This is a genomic window from Streptomyces monashensis (assembly GCF_001866665.1).
Taxonomy (GTDB): Bacteria; Actinomycetota; Actinomycetes; order Streptomycetales; family Streptomycetaceae; genus Streptomyces; species Streptomyces monashensis.
The window spans coordinates 1-25,633 of the sequence record NZ_MLYO01000134.1; the positions used below are offsets into that span (position 1 = coordinate 1).

The 25,633-nt window shown below is 73.1% G+C and carries 24 protein-coding genes, 1 pseudogene and 1 riboswitch; of the genes and pseudogenes, 8 read left to right on the plus strand and 17 right to left on the minus strand.

The window, feature by feature from the left end; genetic code table 11:
• Nucleotides 1–21: 21 nt before the first annotated feature.
• The 3 genes from BIV23_RS44270 to BIV23_RS44280 form a co-directional block, all read right to left on the minus strand.
• Nucleotides 22–897 carry an SDR family oxidoreductase gene (locus BIV23_RS44270; RefSeq protein WP_071386659.1) on the minus strand — a complete coding sequence of 292 codons (876 nt, stop codon included), beginning with the start codon at nucleotides 895–897 and terminating at the stop codon, nucleotides 22–24.
• Nucleotides 898–963: 66 nt separating this feature from the next.
• Entirely contained in the window at nucleotides 964–1,347 is a 384-nt protein-coding gene (locus tag BIV23_RS44275) for a rhodanese-like domain-containing protein (RefSeq protein ID WP_245790942.1), read from the minus strand.
• Nucleotides 1,348–1,487: 140 nt separating this feature from the next.
• Entirely contained in the window at nucleotides 1,488–2,033 is a 546-nt protein-coding gene (locus BIV23_RS44280; RefSeq protein ID WP_245790943.1) for a GNAT family N-acetyltransferase, read from the minus strand.
• A 123-nt stretch (nucleotides 2,034–2,156) separates the two neighbouring features.
• Here BIV23_RS44280 and BIV23_RS44285 point away from each other — a divergent pair, with 123 nt between their 5' ends.
• Entirely contained in the window at nucleotides 2,157–2,669 is a 513-nt protein-coding gene (locus BIV23_RS44285) for a GNAT family N-acetyltransferase (protein WP_245790944.1), read from the plus strand.
• A gap of 74 nt (nucleotides 2,670–2,743) precedes the next feature.
• On the opposite strand, the gene BIV23_RS44290 is transcribed toward BIV23_RS44285, so the two are convergent.
• Both BIV23_RS44290 and BIV23_RS44295 read right to left on the minus strand, forming a co-directional pair.
• Entirely contained in the window at nucleotides 2,744–3,163 is a 420-nt protein-coding gene (locus BIV23_RS44290; protein ID WP_071386663.1) for a nuclear transport factor 2 family protein, read from the minus strand.
• Between the two features lie 62 nt (nucleotides 3,164–3,225).
• Complete coding sequence (locus BIV23_RS44295; RefSeq protein ID WP_071386664.1) at nucleotides 3,226–4,146, minus strand: zinc-binding dehydrogenase; 921 nt, start codon at nucleotides 4,144–4,146, stop codon at nucleotides 3,226–3,228.
• A 151-nt stretch (nucleotides 4,147–4,297) separates the two neighbouring features.
• Between BIV23_RS44295 and BIV23_RS44300 the strand changes: the two genes are divergently transcribed.
• Complete coding sequence (locus BIV23_RS44300) at nucleotides 4,298–5,248, plus strand: LysR family transcriptional regulator (RefSeq protein ID WP_071386684.1); 951 nt, start codon at nucleotides 4,298–4,300, stop codon at nucleotides 5,246–5,248.
• Nucleotides 5,249–5,287: 39 nt separating this feature from the next.
• On the opposite strand, the gene BIV23_RS44305 is transcribed toward BIV23_RS44300, so the two are convergent.
• Nucleotides 5,288–6,490, minus strand: coding sequence for a PucR family transcriptional regulator (locus BIV23_RS44305; RefSeq protein WP_071386665.1), 1,203 nt, complete (start codon nucleotides 6,488–6,490; stop codon nucleotides 5,288–5,290).
• 182 nt (nucleotides 6,491–6,672) lie between these two features.
• Here BIV23_RS44305 and BIV23_RS44310 point away from each other — a divergent pair, with 182 nt between their 5' ends.
• A complete protein-coding gene (locus tag BIV23_RS44310) occupies nucleotides 6,673–7,638 on the plus strand; it encodes an SGNH/GDSL hydrolase family protein (RefSeq protein WP_071386666.1) in 966 nt (321 codons plus the stop codon).
• 155 nt (nucleotides 7,639–7,793) lie between these two features.
• Here the strand turns inward: BIV23_RS44310 and BIV23_RS44315 are convergent, their stop codons facing one another.
• From BIV23_RS44315 to BIV23_RS44345, 8 genes and pseudogenes are all read right to left on the minus strand, one after another.
• A complete protein-coding gene (locus BIV23_RS44315; RefSeq protein ID WP_071386667.1) occupies nucleotides 7,794–8,825 on the minus strand; it encodes a cytochrome c oxidase assembly protein in 1,032 nt (343 codons plus the stop codon).
• A gap of 135 nt (nucleotides 8,826–8,960) precedes the next feature.
• Nucleotides 8,961–10,253 carry an NRAMP family divalent metal transporter gene (locus tag BIV23_RS44320; RefSeq protein ID WP_071386668.1) on the minus strand — a complete coding sequence of 431 codons (1,293 nt, stop codon included), beginning with the start codon at nucleotides 10,251–10,253 and terminating at the stop codon, nucleotides 8,961–8,963.
• Nucleotides 10,250–11,596 (minus strand): magnesium transporter MgtE N-terminal domain-containing protein, encoded by a 1,347-nt coding sequence (locus BIV23_RS44325; protein ID WP_071386669.1) that lies wholly within the window; start codon nucleotides 11,594–11,596, stop codon nucleotides 10,250–10,252. Before BIV23_RS44325 ends, BIV23_RS44320 begins: the two co-directional genes overlap by 4 nt.
• A gap of 321 nt (nucleotides 11,597–11,917) precedes the next feature.
• A riboswitch (M-box (ykoK) riboswitch) is annotated at nucleotides 11,918–12,089 on the minus strand.
• 98 nt (nucleotides 12,090–12,187) lie between these two features.
• Complete coding sequence (locus tag BIV23_RS44330) at nucleotides 12,188–16,237, minus strand: bifunctional nitrate reductase/sulfite reductase flavoprotein subunit alpha (protein ID WP_425443588.1); 4,050 nt, start codon at nucleotides 16,235–16,237, stop codon at nucleotides 12,188–12,190.
• A gap of 312 nt (nucleotides 16,238–16,549) precedes the next feature.
• Entirely contained in the window at nucleotides 16,550–17,023 is a 474-nt protein-coding gene (locus BIV23_RS44335) for a lamin tail domain-containing protein (protein ID WP_071386671.1), read from the minus strand.
• Between the two features lie 283 nt (nucleotides 17,024–17,306).
• Nucleotides 17,307–18,974 carry an alkaline phosphatase family protein gene (locus BIV23_RS44340; RefSeq protein ID WP_071386672.1) on the minus strand — a complete coding sequence of 556 codons (1,668 nt, stop codon included), beginning with the start codon at nucleotides 18,972–18,974 and terminating at the stop codon, nucleotides 17,307–17,309.
• A gap of 136 nt (nucleotides 18,975–19,110) precedes the next feature.
• Nucleotides 19,111–19,314 carry a hypothetical protein gene (locus BIV23_RS48040; RefSeq protein ID WP_079173812.1) on the minus strand — a complete coding sequence of 68 codons (204 nt, stop codon included), beginning with the start codon at nucleotides 19,312–19,314 and terminating at the stop codon, nucleotides 19,111–19,113.
• A 128-nt stretch (nucleotides 19,315–19,442) separates the two neighbouring features.
• Nucleotides 19,443–20,229, minus strand: a pseudogene (locus BIV23_RS44345) (MMPL family transporter); the annotation flags it as partial.
• A gap of 326 nt (nucleotides 20,230–20,555) precedes the next feature.
• Between BIV23_RS44345 and BIV23_RS44350 the strand changes: the two are divergent.
• The 4 genes from BIV23_RS44350 (at nucleotide 20,556) to BIV23_RS44365 (ending at nucleotide 22,959) form a co-directional block, all read left to right on the plus strand.
• Nucleotides 20,556–21,272, plus strand: coding sequence for an NPP1 family protein (locus tag BIV23_RS44350; protein ID WP_071386685.1), 717 nt, complete (start codon nucleotides 20,556–20,558; stop codon nucleotides 21,270–21,272).
• A 138-nt stretch (nucleotides 21,273–21,410) separates the two neighbouring features.
• Complete coding sequence (gene cpt / locus BIV23_RS44355) at nucleotides 21,411–21,944, plus strand: chloramphenicol phosphotransferase CPT (protein WP_071386674.1); 534 nt, start codon at nucleotides 21,411–21,413, stop codon at nucleotides 21,942–21,944.
• Nucleotides 21,941–22,369, plus strand: coding sequence for an ankyrin repeat domain-containing protein (locus BIV23_RS44360; RefSeq protein WP_071386686.1), 429 nt, complete (start codon nucleotides 21,941–21,943; stop codon nucleotides 22,367–22,369). The genes cpt and BIV23_RS44360 overlap by 4 nt, the downstream gene beginning before the upstream one ends.
• A 125-nt stretch (nucleotides 22,370–22,494) precedes the next feature.
• Nucleotides 22,495–22,959: a TetR/AcrR family transcriptional regulator gene (locus tag BIV23_RS44365; protein ID WP_245790945.1), complete on the plus strand. Its 465-nt coding sequence runs from the start codon at nucleotides 22,495–22,497 to the stop codon at nucleotides 22,957–22,959.
• Nucleotides 22,960–22,996: 37 nt separating this feature from the next.
• Here the strand turns inward: BIV23_RS44365 and BIV23_RS44370 are convergent, their stop codons facing one another.
• The gene (locus BIV23_RS44370; protein ID WP_071386675.1) at nucleotides 22,997–23,563 is read right to left on the minus strand and encodes a TetR/AcrR family transcriptional regulator; all 567 of its coding nucleotides are present in this window, start codon (nucleotides 23,561–23,563) and stop codon (nucleotides 22,997–22,999) included.
• Between the two features lie 87 nt (nucleotides 23,564–23,650).
• Between BIV23_RS44370 and BIV23_RS44375 the strand changes: the two genes are divergently transcribed.
• On the plus strand, nucleotides 23,651–24,112 hold the full coding sequence (locus BIV23_RS44375; protein WP_071386676.1) for a nuclear transport factor 2 family protein: 462 nt from the start codon (nucleotides 23,651–23,653) through the stop codon (nucleotides 24,110–24,112).
• Between the two features lie 15 nt (nucleotides 24,113–24,127).
• Here BIV23_RS44375 and BIV23_RS44380 read toward each other — a convergent pair whose 3' ends face one another.
• On the minus strand, nucleotides 24,128–24,889 hold the full coding sequence (locus BIV23_RS44380; RefSeq protein ID WP_245790946.1) for a DUF1345 domain-containing protein: 762 nt from the start codon (nucleotides 24,887–24,889) through the stop codon (nucleotides 24,128–24,130).
• 43 nt (nucleotides 24,890–24,932) lie between these two features.
• Nucleotides 24,933–25,604: an acetate uptake transporter gene (locus BIV23_RS44385; RefSeq protein WP_071386677.1), complete on the minus strand. Its 672-nt coding sequence runs from the start codon at nucleotides 25,602–25,604 to the stop codon at nucleotides 24,933–24,935.
• Nucleotides 25,605–25,633: the final 29 nt, after the last annotated feature.

Genomic DNA, 25,633 nt, shown 5'->3' on the forward strand with positions numbered 1-25,633 from the left:
AACTCCGACCTAAAACACGGCCTAGCCGGCGGGCCGTGGCGTCGCACGCAGGAGCTGTTCCAGCGTGGTGGCGGAGTGGCCGGTCAGGTCCTGGACGGCGGTGGTCACCCCGGCGAGGGAGCCGTCGGCGATCGCTGTGTAGGTGGAGACCCAGGCGTCGAGTTGCCAGTCGGGGGCGTCGTACCCCGCGCGGGAGGCGTAGGCCTGCTCGACGGTCTCCGGCACGTACGAGACCGGGCGGCCGGTGACCGCCGCGATCGTCGCCGCCACCTCGGCGAGGGTGAGCGCCTCGGGGCCGGTCAGCTCGTAGGCACGACCGGTGTGCGGGCCCGGATCGCGCAGGACCGCGACCGCCGCGTCCGCGATGTCGTCCTGCGCGACCACGGCCGCCCGACCGTCACCGGCGGGCCCGCGCAGCGTGTCGTCCTCGCCCACGAGGCCGGGCATGAAGTCGGCGTAGAGGTTGTCACGCAGGAAGGTGAAGGGCACGCCGCTGGCACGGATGTGCTGCTCGGTGTGCCAGTGGTCCCGGGCCAGGGTGAAGGTCGCGTCGGGTGCGGCGCCGTAGAAGGAGACGTAGACCAGGTGGGCGACGCCCGCCTCGGCCGCTGCGTCGACGAAGGTGCGGTGCTGCGCGACGCGGTCCGGGGACTCCGAGGCGGAGACCATCAGCACACGGTCGGTGCCGCGCAGGGCGCGGAGGACGGCGTCGTGGTCACCGTAGGCTCCGGGTACGGCGGTCGCGCCGGGCAGTTCCGGTGCGCGGGCCGGAGTGCGGCACAGCAGGGTCTGCGGGGTACCCGTGGCGGCCAGGCGGCGGGCGACGCGTCCGCCCAGCCGGCCGGTGGCGCCGGTGACGGCGTAGGTGGCCTGGGCCTCGGCCTCGGCAGGAGCCATCGTCGTTCTCCTCGGTGCGGTACCGGACGTGCTGCGATGTGTCTTCCGGCACAGTAGTGCGCCCGCTCACGTGAGGTCCGCCGTGTCGACGGGCAGCTCGGCCAGGCGCCATTCCGGCATGCCGCCGCGGCAGCGGACCACGCTCCCGGCCTCCTCGGGCAACTCTCCATCCCGGTCGGCGAGTTCGCCGGCCGGGATGGAGAGTGCGCCGGGGATGTGTCCGGCCCGGTGCTCCTCCGCCGGGCGCGCATCGAGCACGACGACACCACCGGCGGCGACGCGCGCGTTGGGCTCTTCACGGGTGACCTCCTCGGCACCGACGGCGCAGTGCGGCACTTCCAGCGGAGCGCTCAGGCGTCGCGGGCGGCGGGCACGGCGGGCTGGTGCGGCGCTGATCGCCTCGGTCTCCGACCACGCCCACCCGGCCTGGCGCGCGAACGCCCTGGGCACGTACCGCTTCTGGCGCGACATCGGCTACGCCGCCCGCGCCCTGATCGCCGGGCTGCCGGCGGACGCCTTCGGCCTCGACACCACGGGGATCACGGCCGCGGCCCTGACCGCCGCCTCCGGCCTGGTCGCGGCCCGCTGGATCACCGAGCACCACCGGGCCGCTGGAGGGCACCGGCGGCCAGCCGGTAGCGGAGTTCGGGCACGCACACCCCGTCGTACTCGTCGGTCTGGACGGCGCCGTCGGCGGCATAACCGGCCCGTGCGTAGAAGCGGCGTGCCGGAGTGTTGCCGGTGAGGACCCAGAGCACCATCTGGTCGAAACCGTACGCGCGGGCGTGTGCGTGCACGGAGCCGAGCAGCGTGCGGCCGATGCCGGAGCCGATGAGCGCGGGCCGGACGTACAGGGCGTAGAGCTCACCGGTGGTCGCGGTGGTGTCGGCGTCACGACAGGGCCCGAGGCAGGCCCACCCCGACACGCGCCCGTCGGTGTCGACCGCGACCAGGTCGGTCCTGCCGCTTCCCGGCCGCGCGAGGCGCTCCCGGTGTCGTCGCGCGTCCGCCTCGACGGTCATCCGGTCGAGGCAGGAGCGGGGCACGATCCCGGCGTACGCGGTCTTCCAGCCGGTCACGCGTATCGACGCCACGGCCTCGACGTCGGCTTCCGTCATCGCTCGTACAGTCACCATCCCGGCACGCTACGGGATCCTCCCTCGCGACCACCCCCGACGTGCCGCGGCGCCGGGGCCCGGACGGGGGGCGCGGCGGAAACGCGGTGGCGCGCCGTCGCCCCGGTCGGCATGCTCGCGTCCATGACCGACACAGCCGGAGCCCCTCTCCGTACCACCCTGGCCCTCCCGGTCGCCGTGCGCGACCTGACACCCGGGGATCTGCCCGCCTGCACATGGTCCGGCTCGGCCACCCATCTGCGCCAAGTGGAGCGGGAGTTGGTGCGGGCGGCGGCCGGTGAGGTGGACTATCTGGCCGTCTGCACCCCGGCCGACCTGCCCGTGGCGATCGGCGGTGTCGACTACCGGGCCCGCGCGGGCGCCGGGACCGTGTGGCAGCTCGCCGTGCTGCCGGCACTCCAGTCCTGCGGGCTGGGCACGCTGCTGATCCGGGCCGCCGAGCGACGCATCGTCGGCCGTGGGCTGCGTACGGCGGAACTCGCCGTGGAGGAGGACAACCGGCGAGCACGCGCCCTGTACGAGCGGCTGGGCTACGTCGCGTACGGCCGCGAGCCGGACGCCTGGGACGAGGAGGGCCCGGACGGGTCGCTCCGCCGGTACGAGACGATGTGCGTCCTCATGCGGAAGGAGCTCTGAGGCCCTGCCCCGGGGCCCGCCGGACGGCGCTCGGCACACGGGCTCGTCCGCCCGGGGCGCGGCCGGAGCGGGACCTACCGGGCGTCGTGCTCGGGGAAGAGGACCGCTGCCACGTGCTGGGTGTCGGCGTATTCGACGACCGAGGTGATCTTGCCGTCGCGGACGGTGTAGATGCCGAGGCAGCGGTTGTCGTAGACACCGCCGTACACGGTCCTGGCCCTGGAGGTCCATTCGGCCACCACGCGGTCGCCCTCGGCGATCGTGCTGATCAGCTCGATCTCGAGGGTGCCGGGCACCAGGACCGGTCCCATGCTGCCGAGGAACTCCCCGATGATGCGGTCCCGCCCGTGCCACACCCTGGAGATGGGCAGGTTCCCCGGGTAGTGCCAGGTGGCGTCCTCGGCGAAGCTGTCGTGGACGACGTCCGCGTCGCCGTCGCGGACGGCCTCGACGTAGCGGATGACCACGGCCCTGGGGTCGGTGACGGTCGTCATGGTCGCACTCCTTCGGTGGTGGGTGAACTGGCTGGTGGAAGCGGCGGGTTGGCCGACGCTGTTCAGGTGAGCGTGAGGACGGCCTTGCCCCGGATGCGGCGGTCGCGCAGGTCGGTGAGGGTGGCAGCGGTGCCGGCCCAGTCCGTGACGCGGCCGATCTCCGGGTGCAGCCGCCCCTCGGCGGTCAGCCGGACCAGCGCGGCCAGGTCGTCGTCGAGGCGGGTGTCCGCGTCGAGGTAGTGGAAGTGACGCAGGACGGCCGATTCCGGACCGTCGAAGAAGTCGAAGAAGTCGAGCGTCGCCGGCCTGCGGCCCGCCTGCCCGAACCAGATGAGGGTACCGCGCCGGGCGAGCCGGGCCAGAGCGGCGGCGAGGGCCTGCCCACCGGTCGACTCCAGCACGAGGTCGTACGGGCCCCGGGCGTCGGCGACGTCGTGGACGATGTCGGCGGCGCCGAGCTCGGCCAGCCGGGCGCCGCGCTCGGCGTCCCGGGTCACGGCGGTGACCTGGGCCCCGGCGGCGGCCGCCAGCTCGGTGACGTAGTGGCCCACGCCCCCGGACGCACCCGTCAGCAGGATCCGACGGCCCACGACGGGGCCGGCCGCGCGCAGCAGCCGCAGCGCGGTGAGCCCGGCGAGGGGGAGGGCGGCGCCCTGAAGGGTGCTGACCCGGTCGGGCAGTTCGGCGAGGGCGCCGGTCGGCACCGCCACGTACTCGGCCCAGCCGCCCGACATGGGGTGGCCGACGACCCGGGTGATCCCGCTCGGCCCGCTCCCGTCCGCGGCCGGCTGCACCACCAGCCCCGCGATGTCCTTGCCGGGGCGGTCACCGGGCAGGGGCTTCTCCAGCTTGAAGGTCTCGCCCCGGTTCACGGAGAACGCCTCGACCTTCACCAGCGCCTCGTCGGGGCGCGGTGTCGGCTCGGCGACATCGGCGAGCACGACGGGCTCGGCGGGGTCTCCGGTCGGCAGAAAGGCTTTCATCGGTGTCGTCCTCCTCGGTGGCCTGCCGCACCAGCGGCCGGTACGGCGGTGGGTGCGGCCTCGGGAACCATCTGACCGCCGCGGGCACCGGCCCGGCCAACAACCGGACCCGCCGGGCGACAACGCCGCGTTGTCGCCTATGGTCAGCGGCATGGATCTCGACCTCGCGCTGGTCCGCGCCTTCGTCGGCACCGCCGGGACACTGCACTTCGGGCGCGCCGCCGAGGAGCTGCACACCAGCCAGCAGGCGCTGTCCAAGCGCGTGGCCCGGCTGGAGGAGCTGCTCGGCGTACGGCTCTTCGAGCGCCAGGGCGGCGTCCGGCTCAGCGAGGCGGGCGAGCGGTTCCTGCCGGGCGCGCGCGAGGCGCTCGCGGCCGGCGAGCGCGCCGTCGCGGCCGTGACCGGCGCGGGAGCGGCCGTGCGGATCGACATCTGGGGGCACCTGTACACGCCGATGCGCACCGTCGCCGCCGCCGTCCGGGCGGACGGCCCGGTCCGGTGGGAACCGGGTCCGGGACGTGACTGGCCGTCGGTCGCCCAGGCCCTGGTGCGCGGTGAAGCGGACCTCGGCTTCGGCCGGGTGCATCCGCTGCCCGAGGGACGGGACGCGGCCCTGACCCAGCGGCTGGTACGGCTGGAGCCCGTCGACGTGGTGCTCGGTCCGTCCCACCCGCTGGCCGGTGCCGACGCCCTGCGCCCCGCCGACCTGCGCGACAGCGCGCTGTGGAGCCCGGCGGAACTCAGCCGCCTGGACTTCCTGTGCCGTTTCGCCGACGAGTTCCGCATCACGCGCCGGCACGACGGCCCCAACCTGGGCCTCGATCACCTCCTCCAGCACGTCCGCGCCGACCCCGAAGGCTTCACCCTCTTCCCGGCCGACGCGCCGCTGCCGGACCACTCGGGGCTGCGCGGCATCCCGCTGGTCGATCCGACCCCGTTGTACGCGTGGTCGCTGGCCTGGCACGACGCCTACCGTCACCCGCTGCTCGACACCCTGCTGCGCGGCTTCGCCGAGACCGGCCGCGCCCGCCGCTGGCTGGAGTACACCCCGGGGCGCGACTGGCTCCCCGACGTCGACCACGCGAAACTGACGACGCGATAGGGCGGTCGCCAACTCCCCGTGCAGGGTACGCGGTTCACGTCACGGTGCCTCGGGAGATGGCGGGAGCAGCCGCAGGGCGTGCAGGGCCACGGAGAGTTCCGCGATCGCGCGGGGGTCCTGGAGGGAACGGCCGGTCAGCTCCTCGAGGCGGCGCAGCCGGTAGCGGACGGTGTTGCGGTGGCAGTACAGCTGCCGTGCCGCGTCGACCGCCGAGCCTCCCGCTGCGTACCACTGCTCCAGGGTCGCCAGCAGCCTGCCGCGCTCCTCGTCGGGCAGGGCCAGTACGCGCGCGAAGACGGTGCGCGCGATCCGGGTGGCCTCGTCCACGGACGCGGCCACCAGCATGGCGACCGGGCTGTCGTCGAACCGCAGGACGCCCGTGGCCTCCCGCGGCGCCCGGGCCAGCGCGAGGCGGGCCAGTCGCAGGGCCCTGGGGGTGTCCCGTAGGGCGCGGTACGCGGGACTGGCACCCACCCGGGCCGCGGGCACACCGCCGAGGACGCGCAGCGCGGCGTCCTCGCCGTCCGGGCCGCGCACGGCCATGATGCCGACCTGGAGGTCGGGCAGGAGCCGCCAGGCCGAGCGGATCCGCTCGGCCAGCAGCCGGGGCTCGATGCCGGGCAGCGCCTCGCGGCCCGGCACGGGGACGGCGGCCGCCACGACCACGAAGGGACCCTCGGCCGGCAGGCCGAGCGCGTCGGCGGCTTCCCACAGGGTGGTGCGGTCGGTCAGCATGCCCGTGAACAGGGCCTCGACCAGTACGGAGCGCTCGCGGTCCCGTTGGAGCAGCAGTTCCGCGGCCGTCTCGCGGTAGGCGTCGCTGGCCGCCGCCGCGAGGCCCTCGTTCACCCACCACGCCGCGAGGGCCACGAGGATGTCGGTGGTGACGGCGTCCGCGGCACGGGCGGCGGACGCCAGCTCGGACCACAGGAACTCCGAGCCGACCCGGTAGGCGTGCAGCAACTCCCCCAGCGGCGCGCCCTCGCGTGCCGCTCTGCGGCCCGTCTCCTGCGCCGGATCCATGCCGGCCGCACAGCCGTGGGCCAGCTGTCCGAAGACCAGCTCGGTGTTGCGCCGACAACTGGCGGTCAACTCCTCGAAGGCGACGGGGCCTTCGTCGCCGTAGTAGCCGACTTCGGCGCGGATACGGCGGGCCATGCGGACACCCAGTTCGTGCGCGCGGCCGAGCAGCGCGGCCGCGACGGGGGCGATCTCGGCGGGCGGTGGCGGTGTGCGGCTCATGTCCGGCAGGTTACAAACGGGCGACGGCGTCCACGAAGGTGGTGTGCGCGGGCACAACAGGGGCGTCGCGCCGCTGTGCGCGGGCACATGGTCCGCGAGGCGGGGGGCTACGACGATGTCCACAACGTTACCGGCCGGTACCGGAGTTGTGCTTCCGTCGTCCCGTCTCCCCAGGAGCAACCGTGCCCAGAGCCGCATCGCCGAGCACGCACCGCAGCCACCGCGCACCACGCACGACGACCGCCGAGGCCCCCTGCGCCCCACGGGCCGCCCGCGGCGCGAAGGCGCTCGTGCGCTGGACGTCCGCCCTCGCCGGCGGCCTACTCCTCGCGACCGTGTCCACCACCACCGCCCACGCCGCGCCGTCGACCGGCGGCGCCTATGTGGCGCTCGGGGACTCGTACGCCGCCGGCGCCGGCATCCCCGCCCAGTCCGCGGGCCTGTGCATGCGCTCCGACCACGACTACGGCCGGCTCGTCGCCGCGTCCCTGGGCCCGCGCACGTACCGGGACGTGACCTGTGCGGGCGCGAAGGTCGGTGCGCTCACCACGGCCCAGACGGACGCCGGAGTCGTGGTCAACGGGCCCCAACTCGACGCCGTCGCGCCGGACACCACCCTGGTCACGCTCACCGTCGCGGGCGACGACCTCGGCACCTCGGACTTCGGCTTCGGGGACCTCGCCGTCACCTGCACCGCGCTCTCGGTGACGGATCCCCTCGGTACCCCCTGCCACGACTACTACCAGCACACTCTTGACGAGCGTCTGGACGCCGCGGCGGCGCGGCTGGGCAGTGCCCTGCGGCTGATCCGCGAGCGGGCCCCGCAGGCCAGGGTGCTGGTCGTCGGCTATCCGGCGGTGCTTCCCGACGACCCCGGGAAGTGTCTCGGCAAGCTGCCGGTCACGACCGGGGACATCGCCTTCCTGCGGTCCGTGCTGGGCGATCTCGACGACGCGGTCGCCGCCACCGCCCGGGCCGCCGGTGCCACGTACGTGGACACGCTCACCCCGACCCGGGGCCACGACAGCTGTTCCGCGGCGCCCTGGATCGAGGGACTGTTCCCCGCCTCCCCCACGCTGCCGCTGCACCCGAACGCCACCGGGGAACGCGCGATGGCGAACGCCGTCCTGGACGCGCTCGACACCTGATCCGGCCTGTCCGACGCCGACGGCGCGCGAAGGGGACCGCGGGCCGGGTGGTCGCCGTAGCCGACCGCGACCGTGTCGCAGGAGGTCCGGCCGGTCACGGCAGTGGGGCCGGTCGGAGTCCGTGCTCCGTCCGGCCCCACCGTGTCCGCGGGCGATCACTTCTCCCGGTGCTGGCCCCGGATCCGCTGGGCCACCTCGTTCTGTTCCGTCTCCCACCAGGGGCGTACCCGCTCGGCCTCGGGGGACGGGGCCTGGTGGGCGTGGTCCGCGGCGGGGGCGGGCACGACGGCGGGGGTGAGTTCCGCGTCCAGGCGGCGGTCCAGGGCGGCGTTCTGGACGCGCTCGGCGCGCGCCCACTGGTAGAGGAGGGCCAGCAGAAAGGGCAGGGCGACCAGCTCGGCGATGCTGAGCATCGCCCCGCCGCCGATCTGCTGATCGTGCTGGACGTCCGGGGACCAGCTCGGCGCGTGGTGCAGGTACCAGGCGCCCGCGATCAGCGTGCCGTGCGTCATCACCACGACGCCCGGGACCGCGTCGACGATGCCGTCCAGGAAGACCAGGGCGGCCCGGACCGGGTGGGTGCACCAGCGGGGCAGCGTCTGCTCGTGGGTCAGCATCGGTACGACGAAGAGACAGCCGGCCACGAGCAGGTGGAGGTACATCAGCTCGTGCAGCCAGCCCACGCGCAGGGCGGTGGCGAAGTACGGCGTGAAGTAGACCGTCAGTTCCGTGGTGAGCACGAGAGCGGTGCTGATGAAGGGGAAGGTGAGCAGGCGCACCAGGCGGCCGGACATCGCCCGGCGCACCCGCCCGGCGGCACCCTCCGGCAGGGCCTCGACGGCGAGCCGCAGCGGGTCGCCGAGGGCGAGGCCGAGGGGGGCGACGAGGTCCAGCAGCACGTTCTGCACGGCGGCCGGCCAGAACAGCACATGGTCGTAGACGGCCAGCGCGGACATCGTGGCCACCACCAGCGCACCGAGGCCGAGCAGCACGAACGCGGCCACGCGGACCGGGGGCCAGGGCTCGCCCCGCTCGCGCAGCCGCGCGAGTCCCCAGCCGTAGAGCGCGCCCAGGGCGATGACCAGCAGCAAGGCGGGGATGTCCAGCTGCCAGGTGGACAGCAGTCGTCCTGTGGTCAGCTCGGGGAGCTGGCCGGCCGCCAGTGCGGTCGGCGCGTGGCCATCCATGCGGAACGTCCTCCTTCGGCTCGGTACGGGGGCCTCGGCGCGGAAGAGTCCGGCTCGGGTCCACCACGGGACGGTAGTCCCCGGCGGCCCGCGGCCCGGCATCGGGGTGCGGCACGCCGGGGTGAACGGCGTGGATCAGCCGAGACCGACCCAGCCGAGGACCGTCTGGACGAGGAGGATCGTCGACATCGCGGCGACGCCGACGACCACGGCGGTGGCGGCGACGCGGTAGCGCGGGCCGTTGGCGGCCGGGCCGAGGACCGAGCGGCGGTTGGTCAGCACCAGCAGGTAGACCAGGACGATGGGGCTGATCAGGCCCTGGAGGACCTGGGTGCCGATCAGCAGCTGGATGACGTCGACCGGGGTCATCGCGACCACCGCGCCCAGCACGATCTGGGCGGTGAACAGGCCGAGGAAGAGCGGGGCGTCCCGGAAGCTGCGGGAGACGGAGCGCTCCACGCCGGCGGCCTCTCCTATGGCGTAGCTCGCCGAGAGCGGGACGACGGCTCCGGCCAGGGCGGAGGCGCCGAGCAGACCGAGCGCGAACAGCAGCTCGGCGTTGCGGCCCGCGACCGGTTTGAGGGCCTCGGCGGCCTGGGCGGCGGAGTCCAGCGGGCCGGTGCCGCCGATGGCGGAGGCGGTGGCAATGATGATGGTCAGGCTGATGACGCAGGCGAAGACGGCGCCGAGGATGGCGTCGGCGCGGATCAGCGGGTAGTCGGCGGGCTTGGCACCCCGGTCGACGACGCCCGCGGCGGCGTAGAACTGCATGTACGGGCTGACCGTCGTGCCGATGAGAGCGACCGCCAGCAGGATGAAGGCCTTGTTCGGCTCCATGTGCGGGATGACGAGGTTGTGGCCGACCTTGCCCCAGTCGGGGTGGCCGAGGATCATCGCGACCGGGTAGGCGAAGAAGGCCAGCGACATGATCAGGAAGATGCGCTCGGCCCAGTGGTAGGAGCCGAACAGCACCAGCGCCCACAGCAGGATCGCGGCCGGCGGGATGACCGCCCACTTGGGGACGCCGAGGAGCTCGAAGGCGGCACCGATGCCGGCGAACTCGCTCACCACCAGGCCGGTGTTGGCGAGCAGCAGGCAGAACACGGCGAGGGCGGTCAGGCGGAGGCTGAACTGCTCGCGGATCAGGGCGCCGAGGCCCTTGCCCGTGTAGGCGCCGAGGCGGACCGCCATCTCCTGCACCATCACCAGGGCGACGGTGACGAGCACCATGAAGAACAGGGTGCCGTAGGTGAACTGGGAGCCCGCCGAGGCGTAGGTGGCGATGCCGGCGGCGTCGTTGCCGGCGTTCGCGGCGACCAGTCCGGGTCCGGCGACCGCCGCGATCATGGTGATGCGCCGCCAGCCGGTCCGGCGTGCGGGCGTGGTGGCCTGCGGTGCCGCGGTGGCGGTGTCGAGGTCGCGGGTCACTGCAGGAACCTCCGGAAGTGCAGCCGCCCGCGTTCGGGCAGCATCGCGTCGAGCAGGTCGTCGGCCAGGATCCGGCCGAGCGGGCGGCCGCTGTCGTCGACCACCAGGAGTGAGGAGGCGCGGGCCGCGACCAGTTGGTCGGCGGCCTCGGCCAGGGAGGTGTCGGCCCGGACGGTGTCCGGCGGGCCGAACTGGGCCAGCCAGGTGACGAGGTCGGATATGGGGGTGGTGTCCTCGGCCACCGCGACGTCGAACAGCGGGATGTCGCACAGCAGCCGGTCCGTGCCGTCCACCACGGCGACCGCGTCGATCTCGGTCCGGTGCTCGTGCTGCTCGGCCAGCCGGCCGCGTACCTCGGCGACGGTCTCGTCCGGCCGGGCGGTGATCAGCAGCGTGGTCATGGCACCGCCCGCCGTGCCCTCCCGGTGGGCGAGCAGCCGGCGCAGCTCGGCGGCCTCGTCCTTGGGCATCCGGGTCAGCAGGGCCTCGCGCTCCTCTCGGGTGAGGTCGCGCAGGGCGTCGGTGGCCTCGTCGGGCTCCATCTCGTCGACCAGGCGGGCGGCGTGCTCCGGCTGTGCCTCGCGCAGCAGGTTCTGCAGCTCGGCGGGCTCCATCTCCTCCAGCGCGTCGGCGGCCTGTTCCGGTTCCAGCCAGTCGAGCAGCTGCTGGCGCTCGGCGCGGCCGAGGTCTTCGAGGATGTCGGCGAGGTCGGCCGGGCGCAGCCGGTGCAGCGCGGCCCTCGAGGCACGCAGCCGGACCTCCGGCGGGCCCTCGGTGGCCTGCTCGGCGAAGGGGGCTATGGCCTGCCAGTCCAGCACCCGCTCCGGGGTGGGGCGGGCCTGCCAGCGGCGCGGGCCGAGGCGGCGCAGCAGGGTGGGCAGCGAGACGTCCACGCCGACGAGGACGACCTGGTCGACCAGGGGCGCGAGGTACAGGTCGGCGGCGCGGGTGACCTGGACACCGTCGACGTCGACCAGCTGGTGGTCGAGCACGTCCTTGGCGAGCAGCGCCTCGCCGGGGCGGCGGACGAAGTCGCGCAGGTCGACGCGGGCGGTGCGCAGTCGTACGTGCCCGGCGTGCACCTTGCCGAGGGCGTCGGCGGGCAGGAAGGTGTGGCGCCGGCCGATGCGCAGGATGAGCCCGGTGACCGGCGGGTAGGAGTCGGTGCCGTAGAGCCGGGCGACGACGTCGACGACGCGGCCGACCTCGTCGCCGGACTGGTTGGTGGCCGGTGCGCCGATCAGCCCGGCGAGGGAGACCAGCGAGGTACGGACCGCCTTGGACGTGGTGGCACGGCGCTCCAGGTTGACCCGGCGGTCGCGCAGGCGGGCCGAAGTGGACATGAGCAGAGTGTGGGCAGCCAAGATGAACACCCCCTTGCCCCGGTATGACGGGGCTACGGGCGGCCCGTGACAGCGCACGACGTCCCCGCGTCGGCGCACCGGGCACACCGGGCGCGCACCGGCGCACGGTCTGCCGGCCGGGTGAGCCGGTCGGGGATCAGTGACGAAGAGGCTGCTGCGGGCCGCGGAAGGACGGCGCGGACAACACGGTGAGGGGCCGACTATGGCCCGGACTACTGTCCATGTCGCCTCCTCCCGGTCACGGCCGCGCGGAGAGTGTCGCGGTCCTGTGGTGGAGGGCAGCCGGAGCCGATTCGGCCCGGCACACCCCTTCTCGTCAGAGCTTTGGCACTCCACGGCGTGATCCCCGTGCGGGGAAGCCACTTGGGGTCACCCCTTGGGCCGGGGAGACCTGTCCTGATCCGGAGCGTCTCTCGACGGGTGGGATCAGTGGCCTGTGTCCGTGAAGACGCCTCACCGAACGAGGTGCCTTTTGTTTGTCCGCACCAACGATACGCGTACCGCAACCCGCCTTCCGCACCCATGACCTGCCCTTGACCTGCACACAACGGAACGGAGACCAGACCGGGATCAGTACACGTCCCGCACGTACCGCTTGTCGGCGCCGAGTTGCTTCACATAGGTGGCGGCCTCGGCCTCGTCCAGGCCGCCGTGCACGACGGCGATCTCGCGCAGGGCCCGGTCGACGTCCTTGGCCATGCGGGAGGCGTCGCCGCAGACGTAGAAGTGGGCGCCGTCCTGGAGCCAGGACCACAGCAGCGGGCCGTGTTCGCGCATCCGGTCCTGGACGTAGACCTTGGCGCGCTGGTCCCGGGAGAAGGCGGTGTCGAGGCGGGTGAGCGTGCCCTCGGCGAGGAACGCGGTCAGCTCCTGCTCGTAGTAGAAGTCCGTCGCGCGGTGCTGTTCGCCGAAGAAGAGCCAGTTCGGAGCGCGGTGGCCGCGGGCCCGCCGCTCCTCCAGGAAGCCGATGAAGGGCGCGACGCCCGTGCCGGGACCCACCATCACGGCCGGGGTGGCGGGGTCGGCCGGCGGGCGGAAGTGCGGTGCCCGCTGGACCCGGACCGGCACCGGGGTGCCGGGCTCCGCGTCCGCGAGGAACGGGGAGCACACGCCCTGGCGGGGCCGCCCGTCCGGATTCTCGTACCGGACCACGGAGACCGTCAGGGACACCAGGCGGGGGTCGGTCAGGGGGCTGGACGATATGGAGTACAGCCGGGGTTGCAGCCGCCCCAGCACGTCGGCCCAGTCCTGCGCCGCGGCCCGGACGCCGAACTCGGCGACGACGTCGACGGCCTGGCGCCCCCAGGACCACTGCGCCAACTCGCCCTTGTTGTCGGGCCGGAGCAGCTTGCGCAGCTCGCGCGGGTCGCGGGTGCGGTCGGCGGCGAAGCGCAGCAGGTCGGGGGTGACCCGGGTGATGTCGAGGTGCCGTAGCAGGGCTTCGCCGAACGGCACCTCTCCGGCGTGCTTGACCTGTACGGCCGTGTCCGCGTCGACGCCGGTGACGGCGAGCCATTCGGCCATCAGTTCCGGCCGGTTGACCGGCTGTACGGACAGGGCGTCCCCGGCCTCGTAGACGAGGGGGGCGTCGCTGTCGCCGGTGTCGAAGGTGAAGCGCCGGACCTCCTTGCCGGCGCCGGGCAGGCTGAGCAGGCGGTTGCCGGTGAGACGGGCGGTGACCGGGGCGGGGCGGGCCGACCGGGGCGCGGCCTGCGGGGCGGTCCGTGGGGTGGCAGGGGTCCCGGGCTCGGCGGGGGGCGGCTGTTCGGCGGTGCTCAGCGTGGCGAGTATCCGGTCGAGCCAGTCTCCGGCCGCGCTCTCGTAGTCCGGTTCGCAGTCGGTGCGCGGTGCCAGCCGTGTCGCGTCCAGCTCCGCCATGCGCCGGTCGAGGCGCCGGCCGTGGCCGCAGAAGTCGTCGTAGGAGGAGTCGCCGAAGGCCAGGACGGCGTACCGCCTGCCGTCGAGGCGTGGTGCGTCGGGCGCCGCGAGGGCGTCCCAGAAGCCGGCGCCGTTGTCCGGGGCGTCGCCGTCGCCGAAGGTGCTCGTGATGAGCAGCAGGTCGGCATCGGAGGGCAACGTTGCGGGGTCCGCCTCCGCCATGGGCAGCAGGGCGGCGCGGTGACCGTCCGCGGTGACCCGCTCCGCCGCCGCGGACGCGAACTCCTCGGCGTTCCCGGTCTGCGACGCCCAGAGGATCACCACCTGGCGGCGGGAAGCGTGCGGCTCCGTCGCGGCCAGGGGTGTCGCGTCGCTGGTCCTGGAGTACATGCCGGCCAGGACGCCGTTGACCCACAGGGCGTGCTCCGGGCTGAACGGGGCGTCCGGCGGCAGGACCGGGACGCCCGGGGCGCCGGACGGGATGCCCGCCAAGAAGCCGGTCAGATACCGGCGTTCGTGTGCGGCGAGGACCGGCGGAGGCGGCGCGGGATCCAGCCCGAAGGGGCCGGGAACGTACACCGTGGACGGCGCGGCGAGCGGCAGGGCGACCGGGGTCGCGGCCTGTGTGCCCGCCGGCACCGGGGTCCGCACCGTCACCGCGGTGGCGACCTTGGTCAGCGACACGGCGCACATCTTGAACTCGGGCTGGAACGACAGCGGGTCGACGGCGTCGTTGGTCACCGCGTTGACGCTCAGGTACTCCCCGAACAGGTCGTTCCAGTGGAACGGCGCGAAGCAGCAGCCGGGCCGCACCCGGTCGGTGACGACGGCGGGCAGCACGGCCCGCCCGCGCCGCGAGGCGACCTCCACCGAGTCCCCCTCGGCGAGGCCCAGGCGGTCCGCGTCCCCGGGGTGCACCTCCACGAACGGGCCGGGGTCGAGCTTGTTCAGCCTGGCCACCTTCGCCGACTTGGTCAGGGTGTGCCACTGGTGCTGGAGCCGCCCGGTGTTGAGCACGAACGGGTAGTCGTCGTCGGGCATTTCGGCCGCCGGGACGTGCGGGCGGGCGTGGAAGACCGCGCGGCCGCTCGCCGTCGGGAAGGTCAGCGCGCCGTCCTCGCCGACGTAGCGGACCGGATTGCGGTCGGGCCCCTGCGGCGTGGCCGCCGGCCACTGCACCGGTGTGGTCCGCAGCCGCTCGTAGCTCACCCCGCGCAGGTCCCAGCCGGTCACCGGGTTCCAGGCGCGCTTGATCTCCTCGAAGATCTCCTCCGCGCTGTCGTAGGCGAAGCCCTTCTCGTACCCCATCTCCCGGGCCACGGCGGCGATGATCCGCCAGTCCGCGGTCGCCTCGCCGGGCGGGTCGGCGGCAGGTCGGGCGAGGGTCAGGGTGCGCTCGCTGTTGACCAGGACGCCCTCGGTCTCGGTCCACAGCGCGCCGGGCAGGACGACGTCGGCGTAGGCGTTCGTCTCCGTCTCGGCGAACACGTCCTGGGTGACGACGAGTTCGGCGGCTTCCAGGCCCTCGATGACCGTCTTGCGGTTGGCGACGGAGGCGACCGGGTTGGTGCAGATGATCCAGCAGGCTCTGATGTCCCCGTCGGCCATCTTGCGGAACATCTCGACCGTGCCCTTGCCGACCCCGTCGGCGCGCAGGGCGCCCGGCTCCAGCTGCCACAGCTCCTCGACGAAGGCCCGGTCGGCGTCGGCGAGCACGGAGCGCTGGCCGGGCAGTCCCGGCCCCATGTAGCCCATCTCGCGGCCGCCCATGGCGTTGGGCTGGCCGGTCAGCGAGAAGGGGCCGGAGCCCGGGCGGCATATCGCGCCGGTGGCGAGGTGCAGGTTGACCAGGGCGTTGGTGTTCCAGGTGCCGTGCGTGGACTGGTTCAGGCCCATCGTCCAGCAGCTCGTCCACTCCCCCGCCTCGCCGATCAGCCGGGCGGCCTCGCGTATGTCGTCCTCGGGTATGCCGGTGATCTCGGCGACGGCGGCGGGCGGGTAGTCGGCGAGGAAGCCGGGCATCGCCTCCCAGCCCTCGGTGTGCGCGGCGATGAAGGCGGGGTCGGTGTGTCCGTTCTCGTGCAGCAGGTGCAGCAGTCCGTTGAGCAGCGCGAGGTCGGTGCCGGGTCGGATCTGGAGGAACAGGTCGGCCTTGGCGGCGGTGGCGGTGCGTCGCGGGTCGACGACGATCAGCTTGGCGCCCGCCGACTTCACGCGGTCCATCATCCGCAGGAAGAGGATGGGGTGGCAGTCGGCCATGTTGGAGCCGATGACGAGGAAGACGTCGGCCCGGTCGAGGTCCTGGTAGGAGCCGGGCGGTCCGTCCGCGCCCAGGGACAGTTTGTAGCCGGTGCCGGCGCCGGCCATGCACAGCCGGGAGTTCGACTCGATCTGGTTGGTGCGGATGAAGCCCTTGGCCAGCTTGTTCGCCAGGTACTGCGCCTCCAGGCTCATCTGGCCGGAGACGTAGAGAGCGACCGCGTCGGGGCCGTGCTCGTCGATGATCGCGCGCAGCCGGCGGGCGGTCTCGGTGACGGCTGCAGCCAGGGGCGCCGGCCGGGGCTCCGCACCGCGGTCCGGCCGGACGAGGGCGCCGGTGAGCCGGCCGGGGGCGGCGAGCATGTCGGCCGTGGTCGCGCCCTTGGTGCACAGCCGTCCGAAGTTCGCGGGGTGCCCCTTGTCCCCGCTCGCCTTCAGGACCGTACGCCGTCCGTCCGGTCCCGTGCCGACGTCGAGGACCATGCCGCAGCCCACTCCGCAGTACGAGCAGACCGTCCGCACCTTCGTCGTGCCCTCGCTCCGCGAGCCCGGCGCGGCCACGGGCGCCTCCCTGTCCAGTGCTCGACCTGATCTCACCCTCCGTGACGGTACGAACGGCTCATTACGCCGGTGTCTCCGCACCTGATCATCAGCGGTTACGCCTGCCGCACAGCCGCCGACGGGCGCGTGTGAGCCCGCCGTGAGGCCCCGGAGCCGTGGCGGAGGAAAGGGCCGGGCAAGGGGGCAGCCCCGGTCGGCGCGAACGCCGTCCGGGGCTGCCGGGTGAGGAAGGGGTCAGTGGCGCTTGCCGTGGCCGCCCCAGGACACGGCGTCGAGCACGCGGCCGCGGTCGTCGCGCAGCGTCGCGGCGTCGGCGTTGTTGTCCCACACCCGGATGCGGCGGTCCTGGTAGAGGTCGGTCTTGGTGTTCCGGCCGACTCCGGTGTGGACGCGCACGGTGGCCCGGCCGGCGAGCCGGACGTGGTGGAAGGTGTACGTGTGGCCGTTCCGGTCGGACAGCGTCCAGCGGTCCAGGTTCACTGCCCGGCGTGAGCTGTTGGTGACCGCCACCCACTGGTTGTTCAGCGTGCGGTTGGAGTGGTCAGCCCGGCTCTGCCCGTCGTGCCGAACACCGCTGATGTAGACCACCGAGTGCGGACGGCCCAGGTGCTGACCGCCGGCCGCGGCCGGCAGGGCCGCCGCGCCCACCAGGGCGGCGGCCACGGAAGCGGCGGCCGTCACACGACGGACGGAAGAAGAAACGGACACGGGGTCCCCCTTCGCGAGAGCGCGTTGGCGCGGGTCGGCGGCCGGTCGGCCGCGTACGCACACCCTCCAGCCTGCGGCGGACTTTATGAGGGAAACGCGCAGAGCATTACGTTTCCCGCAGCAATCCATAACTCTCGGATGCAATGACCATTTACGTCCTGAATGCTGAATTTCTGCGGCATATCGGGCATGCCCGCGGAAGGTCTCCCGGGCGGTCACCCGAAAGTGAGTAACGGACACGTACTCCGTCCGGATCAACCGCCCGGGTGACGGGCGCGAGGGCTCAGCGCACCGGGAGGGCCCGGGTGTGCTCGGCGCGTACGGCGTCCAGGCTCCGCGGGTCGAGGCCGAGCAGCCGCAGGATCGTCGGGGCGATCTGCGTGGTGCGCACCGGGCTGTCGACGCGGACGCCGTGCGGGGTGGCGGCGCCGGTGACGACGAGCGGGACGTCGAGGTCGTCGGCGTGGGCGCCGCCGTGCTCGGCGATCTTGCGCTTGCCACCGGTGTAGACGACGCCGTACTGGGTGACGCCGACCAGGTCGGGCACCCGGGAGTCGCCCGGGCGGGCGTGGAAGTAGCCGGCCGCGGCCGCGCCCGCGTACAGGGTCTTCAGCCCGCTCGCCGTGAAGGGCCGGGCCGTGCCGTCGATGCCGTTGCCGGTTCCGGACCGGGAGAGGAGGTAGGCCTTGGCGAAGGCGGTGGCGGCCGTGGACCGGTCGGTGAGCCAGATCAGCATGGCGTCGTCGTCCACCGCGTGCGCGACGAGGTCACCGGCGCCCGGGTGAGCGGCCTTCCAGGCGGCGTTCAGGCCGTCGAGGAGGGGGCCGTCGTCGATACGGGTCAGGGCCGCGGGGTCGGTGGGCGACTGGCCGTGCTTGGACGACAGGATGACCGTGGTGCTGTCGGCGAGGTGCTGCCTGCGCAGCTCGGCGAGGAGTGCGCCGACCTGCTGGTCCACGAAGTCGAGGTTCCTCGCCAGCAGCGGGCCGGGTACGCCCTTCGCCAGGTAGCCGCCGGTCAGGCCGTCGGACGTGGGCAGCTTCTGGGCCGTGGAGACGGACTGGAAGTTCATGCCGAATACCGCGGGCGTGCCCACCCTGCGGGTCCGGCCGTGGTCGTAGCCGTCGATCTCGTTGAGGACGGCGCTCACCTTGTAGCCGTCGTACTGCCGGGTCGCGGCGTTGTCCTTCGTCCAGTCGTCGCCCGCCGCGTAGCCGATCGCGTCGCTGTTGATCTCGGGCGTGAAGAGGTCCTGGACACCCTGGCCGGAGGGGCCGTTGAGGATGTCGTAGGCGGCGTGCTTGTCGGACCAGGCGGTGCGCAGCCCCGCGCTCCGGGCCACCTCGAAGACGGTGTTCACGCGCAGGTAGGAGTGCGGGTAGACCGGTCTGCACGTCTTCGGGTCGACGGGCAGCTTCGCGGGGTCGAGGAGGCGGGTGGGGTCGCCGGTCATCCGGAGGATGCTGCCGGGCAGGCCCTTGAGGCCCTGGCCGGCGTCGAGGGCGGTCTTGTCCTTGTCGAGGTCCTCGGTGAGGTCGACCTCGGCACCGGGCCCGGTGGCGGTGCACGTGGTGGTGCCGGCCGGCAGGAGGGCGGAGCTGTAGGTGTCGTCGTAGTAGACGCCCGTGACACCCGGGTCGCCGCCGGTGAGCTGGCCGACCATGCCGGGGAAGGAGTCGGACGGGTTCGTGGTCGCCGCGTGGGTGTACTCCACGCCGCCACCCGCCAGTTGAGCGAGCGCGGAGTGCGGGTGACGGGCTGTGTACCAGGCGAGGTCGGACTGGTGCAGTCCGTCGACGGACAGCAGCAGGACGTGCCGGGCGGCCCGGTGCCGCTGCGCGGGCGCGTGCGCGGAGGCGGGTGCGGCCGCCGCGGTGAGCGCGCCGACGGCGGCCAGCGCTGCGGCCGCCGTCGTGACGGTGCGTGCGGGGTGGGACGAGCGTCGGGACAAGGGTTCTCCTCGGACGGTGCTGAGCGAGCGAGATCATGCGAACCGTGCACGGACATCCGAGAGGAGGAACGTGTACGGCAGCGGACCGGCATGTCCGGTTCAGCCCAAGAAACCCATCGGCGCACGCAAAGTCGCCTCACAGGTACGGTCCGCGCCGCGTGCGTGCGGCGGTGACCGCGCTGTTGACGGTGCCGGAGTCCACGGCGCGCTCCATCGCCGCACAGGTGCCCGAGTCCAGCAGTTCGGCAACGGCGCGCCGCATCGCCCCGTACGCGGTCTGGGCGAGCGCGGTGCCCACGCTGACACGACGGCCCGGTTCGGCCACCGTGTCCGGGTTCACGAGCCCGGGGACGAACAGGCGTCGGCGCCCGTCTCGGCGTAGGCCTTGGCCCGGAAGAGCACGTGCTCCACGCGGCCCTCGGGGTCGCCGATGCCGAACAGGAACACGTCCGGGCGCGCGTTGAGCCACAGGACGGGCGGCCCGGCCAGCGCGATGACCACGGTCAGCCCCGTGAAGACCACAGCCGAGCCCGCCGTACCCACGGCGAGTCCCGCGGCGTCGGCCGAAGCGTGCCCGGCGTCCCGTTCCTCGCGGTAGCGCGAGGGCGTGGCCGAGGGCCAGGATCGCGGCCATGCCGACCCCGACCCCGACGACGGCCGCGAGCAGGGCAAGTCCGGCGGCCGCGAAGGAGCCGAAGGTGATCAGCAGGACGATCGCAGCGAGGCCGATGCCGATGACCTCCGACGATCCGCCCGCCGCGGTCTTCGAGGGGAGCGCGGTGCCACCGGCCTGGACCGTGAGGCCGGAGCCGCGGGCCTGGCCGATGGCCTGCTCCAGCGCCGCCTTGTCGGAGGTGGTGAGAGCGTCGGCCTTCACCTTGGAGTCCACGGTGGCGCAGGCGGTGGAGCCGTCCTTGCTCACCGCGCCCGAGACCTGCGGTTCGCCGGCGGCCTCCGGCACCAGGGTGTCGATGGCGGCGCGATGGCCGGACGAGGTCACCCTCTCCCCACGGGGTGCGACGAACACGATCCGCGCGGTGGCGCCGTCGGCGTCCGAGCCGGGGAATCGCTGCCCGATGAGATCGAAGGCCTGCTGTGCCTCGATGCCGGGCATGAAGGACGCGCCGCCGCCGGAGGCGGCCGGAGCCTTGGCGGCGCCGACAGCCACGGCGCCGAGCAGCACGGCCCACACCAACGTCACGAGCCGGCGCCGCCGGAGGGCGGTACGGCCCCATCGACCGAGCAAGGTAGCCACGGGAACACGGATCTCCAGATCTGGGGGTCGGGGACCTGACCAGCCTGAGGGGAGGAGGGGTGCCGGGGCGTCGTGCCGGTGCCGGCAATGCGGCCTGGTGACAGGGCCAACCTCAACTCCATTGCCTCACCGCTTACTTCATCACTTGACTTAAGTGATGCACGCCTTTAGGTTCGCGGCGCGACCACGCCCCGTCCGAGGCTCACGCATGAGGAGTTGAGGTGCGAACCCCCCTTTTCCCCGCACGAGTTCCCGCCGGTCCGGCATCCGACGGCCGCCGTCGGCCGCGACCGCGCAGGTCGGCCCCGGCCGTCGCACTCGCCGCGCTGGCTCTCGTACTGACGCTCCCCGCGCGGGCCGACGCCGACGTCCTGACCCTGCTGCCGCAGAACGCCGACGGCCTGGAACAGACCTTCTCCCCCGCCTACGACTACGACGGCGACGGCTGCTACGCCACGGCCGCCATCGGCGCGGACGGCAGGATCAACCCCGGCCTGAAGCTCGGCGGCGACGTCAACGGCCACTGCCACGACTACGCGCAGCTCGCCAACGCCAACACCTATTCACGCGAGAAGTGCGACAACGGCTGGTGTGCGGTCGTGTACGCCAGCTACTTCGAGAAGGACCAGGCGACCCTGGGTCCGGCGGCCATCGGGCACACCCACGACTGGGAGCACGTGGTGGTGTGGATCAACGACAACGAGGTCCAGTACGTGTCGGTGTCCCAGCACACCGGCTACCAGGTGGCCGCCCGCTCCTCGGTCCGCTTCGACGGCACCCATCCGAAGATCGTCTACCACAAGGACGGCATCTCGACCCACGACTTCCGCTTCGCCAACGCCAATGACGAGCCCCCGGAGAACGTGACCGGCGGCTGGTTCTATCCGCGCCTGGTGGGCTGGAACGGCTACCCGCCCGGGTTCCGCGACAAGCTCATGAGCGCCGACTTCGGCGCGGCGACCATCAAGATCAAGGACGGCGACTTCGCGTACGCCCTGGCACACTCCATGCCGTCGGGCATCCCCTTCGACCCGAACGCCTGACACCACGCCGACGCCCGATCGTCCGTCCACCGCACGCGAGTTGACCGTGGCGCCAGGGTGGGGCGACCGCCTTCACGGCGCCGTGAAGGCGGTCGGATACCACTTTGTCGCGGGCCCTGGTTCCCTTACTGTGGCCCGGTGACGACCCAGGTGATCGTGCTCAACGGTGGCTCCAGCTCCGGCAAGTCCGGGATCGTGCGGTGTCTCCAGGCCGTCCTGCCGGATCCGTGGCTGGCTCTCGGGACGGACACACTGGTCGACGCGATGCCGGCGGCCATGCGGGCCTCGGACACCGGGATCGGGTTCGCCCCGGACGGAGAGGTCACGGTCGGGCCGGAGTTCCGGCGGCTGGAGGCGGCATGGATCGAGGGGGTCGCCGCGATGGCACGCTCGGGCGCGCGGGTCGTCGTCGACGAGGTCTTCCTCGGCGGGGCCGAGTCACAGCAGCGCTGGCAGAAGGCCCTGGCCGACCTGCGGGTGCTGTGGGTCGGGGTCCGCTGCGACGCCGGTGTCGCCGCGGGGCGGGAGACCGCCCGGGGTGACCGCGTCATCGGGATGGCCGCCGCCCAGGCGGACCTCGTCCACCGGGGCGTGACCTACGACCTGGAGGTGGACACCACCCACGCCGAGTCGATGGAGTGCGCACGGACCATCGCGGGACACCTCCGGTGAACCACCGCCGACGCAAGAAGCTCGCCCTGCGTCTGTTCACCGCGATCCTGCACGACGACATCTCCCGCGTGGCAGCGCTCCTGCGCTCCGGGGCGGACCCGGAGCGGGGTGACCGCGACGGTGCCACCCCGCTCTACCTCGCCTCCGTGCACGGACAGGCCGCGATCGCCCGGCTGCTCCTGGCGGCCGGAGCCCGCCCCGACACCGAGAGCGGCGGACTCGGCTCGGAGGGCACCCCGTTGTGCGCGGCCGCGTGCTGGGGGCACACGGAAACGGTGCGTGAGCTGTTGGCGCACGGTGCCGATCCCCGCCTGCGCGAGGACGACGGCAGCGGCCGCACCGCCCTGGAGTGGGCGCGCGACTGCGGCCATCCCGAGACCGCGGCCGTGCTGAGCGCCGCGGAGGCCACCGCTGCGGACCTCTGACCCGGCGGCAGGACGACTACGGCTGCGCCCGCAGACCGGGGAACAGCGCGCGGGCCCGTTGCGGGTCCCGAGCGACGAACACCGCGTCGGCCGCGACCAGTCGGGCATCGGGGTCCGCCTCGGTCGTGATCGATCCGTACCACTACTTCCCCGACGGCAAGCAGCAGTTGGCCACCGAGGCCGTCCGCTACACCGGCGAATGGGTCGCCCGCACCCTGCGCAAGGAACTGGAGGCGGGTCCGGTCGCCGGACTGCGGGCCTTCCTCGGCCTGTGGCGCGGGATCGTCGTGGACAGCGACTTCCGGGCCGGCTGTCCGGTCCTCGCCGTGGCCATCGAGGAACCTCCGAGCGACGAGACACCCGCCGCCCTGGTGGCCGCCGCCGACGTCTTCACCACCTGGGAGCGCCTGCTGGCCGACTCCGTGCGCGCGCACGGCGCCGAGCCCGCGCAGGCCGTGCAGCTGGCGACACTCACCGTCGCGGCCGTGGAGGGCACGGTCGCCATGTGCCGCGCCAAGCGCAGCACCCAGCCCCTGGACCACACGGCGGACCAGCTCCAGACCCTGATCCTCGCCACGATCACCGACTGACCGCGCCCACGGAGCCCGGACCGGCTCCGGGCAGGTCTCAGTCCGCCGACGCCGTCAGGGACTTGACGGCCGGCCGGATGATGCCGACGATGCGGTCGGCCTCGGCGCCCCGCAGCGGAGGCAGGCCGAGGAGCTGGTGGCCGATGGTGATGCCGAGCAGGGCGCTGACGAGCAGGGCGGCACGCAGCTCGGGATCCTCGGCCGCGGGCATGGCCGCCGTGACCGCCTCGATCTGACGGGTCAGGGCATCCCGGACCTGGTCGGCGGCGGCCGGGTCGGTGAGCATGGAGCGCATCATCGCCAGCACGCCCTCGGGAAGACCGCCGAGTTTGAGGCCGAGGGTGGTCAGCAGCTGATCCGTGAGCGCGTCGGCGTCGCTGGCCGTCGGCAGCTCCGGGACGGCCTGCACGGCCCGAGTGAACAGGTCGCGCTTGGCGCCGAAGTACTGCATCACCAGGGCCGGATCGACGCCCGCCGCACTCGCCACGGCACGGATGGTGGTGCGTTCGTAGCCCTTCTCGGCGAACAGCCGGCGGGCGCTGGCGAGGATGCGCGCCTCGGTGGCGCGACGGCGTTCGGCACGCGACCGGTGCGGCATGGACATCTCTTCACTCTACAACCGTTGACCAAGCATCCGGCGCGCCTTTACTCTCAGTGAGTCAACAAGCGTTGAGCGAATGGGGCGATCCCTGTGCCGGACCTGACGACACCTGCCGCCCGCACCCCGCGTGAGGTGCTGGCCCGCTACTACCAGGCCATGCGGGACAAGTCGGCCGACGATCTCGCCGACCTGTACGCCATGGACGCGGTGCACGAGTTCCCGTTCAGCTCCCCCGGATTCCCGCCGCGCTTCGAGGGCCGCGAGTCCGTGCGCGCGGGATACCGCGCGGTCTGGGACGCCAGTCCCGCCCGGGTGACCGGGATCAGTGAGGTCGCGGTCCACGAGACCGCCGATCCGCGGGTGATCGTCGCCGAGCACGTCGTCCACGTCGCGGTGGGAACGCCGCCGGACCGGCCCACCGCCCTCACCGTCCCCGGCCTCCTGATCCTGCACGTCCATGACGGACTGCTGTCCCGCGTCCGCGACTACATGGACAGCCCGGCGGTCGCCGATGTGCGACCCCAGGCCGCCGGGGCCGCCCGCTGCGGCTGACGGGGAACGCTCCCGCTACTTCAGGATGTTCACAGCTCGGGCGACCACGAGGACCACTGTCACCAGGGACACCGACGACTGGAGCATCATCAGCATCTTGGACCAGCGGGACAGGGGCATGACGTCGGTCGGGCTGAAGGCGGTGGCGTTGGTGAAGGACAGGTAGAGGTAGTCCAGGAAGGCCGGTTCCCAGTCCGACGGGGCGATCTCCGGGCTCTGCATCTGGACGAAGAGGAAGTCCGCGTACCGGTGTTGCCCCTGGACCCGGGCCATCGGGCCGCCCCGGTCCCACTCCCAGTACCACAGGGCGAACACGATGACGTTCGTGACCCAGATGACGCCGCCGGTGAGCAGCAGCGGCACCGCCTGGTCGGCCCCCTGGCCGTTCACCAGGTCCGCGACGAGCCGGACGGCCGCCCAGCCGTTGGCCAGGCTGATGACGCAGATCAGGGCGAGGCCCAGCCATCGCAGCCACCGGGTACTGGGCTCCACCCGGCGGGGGTTGGCGGCGACCAGGCCGGCCAGCAGTACCAGTTCCAGCACGGGCATGGCCCAGGCGGGGTGCAGGAGGATGAGCCGGTGCGGCAGCGTGAGCTGGAGGCCGACGGCCGTGAGGATCACGAGGGTGACCGTCCAGCGTGGCTCCCCCCGGGTCACTCGCTGCCAGGCGGGGACGAGTTCCCGCTGACCGCTCTCCAGCAACCGCTCGATCCTGGCGAGGCGGCTCTCGGCGTCGCCCGTCCCGCCGCCCGTGTCGTCATGCATGCCGTCGTTCATGAAGAGGATTGTCGCGGGCGGCCCCCTGCCGGCGTGACCCCCTTCACGCCTCGGGCGGAATGTTCGACGCGCGCGCCGGAGCCGGATCGGGCCGGCGCGAGCCCACGGGCAGGACCGTACGCCCATGTGTCTCGTTGATGACGGTCGCCGCCGAGGCGTACCAGGCGGCCAGTCCCGTGAGGATGCCGAGCCATCCGCCGATCTGGGTCAGGGCCTGCGGCTCGGCCCCGGCCTGGAACGCCCCGATGGCCAGGAAGACAAAGGTGAGCGTCAGCAGCACGAGCACCGCCAGCACGGCAAGGCTGACCCGCAGCGCGGCGACCGCCATGTAGGCGGTGAAGACGGCCCACCCGAGCAGGAAGAGGCCGAGGGCGTTGTGCGCGTCACCGGCGAGGGCCAGGCGTGGCGCGATCCACCAGTAGCCCAGCCAGAAGGCGCCGTACGAGACGAACACCGTGGCGCCGAACGTGTTGCCGCGCCGGAACTCGAACAGGCCCGCCGCGAACTGGGCGAGACCGCCGTAGAACAGGGCGAGTCCCAGCACCGGAACGATCGCGGCGCCCTCCTTGAGCAGGTTGGTGTTGATGACCGAGAGCAGCAGGGTGGTGAGGGCGAAGCCGGCCAGGCCCAGCGGGGCCGGGTCGCCGCAGGCCGCCGGGGGCGGGGTGTGCGCGGACGGCTGCTCCGGGTGCAAGGTCCTCGTGTCCTCGTTCATGACCGGTTTCCTTTGTCTCCCGTTATCCA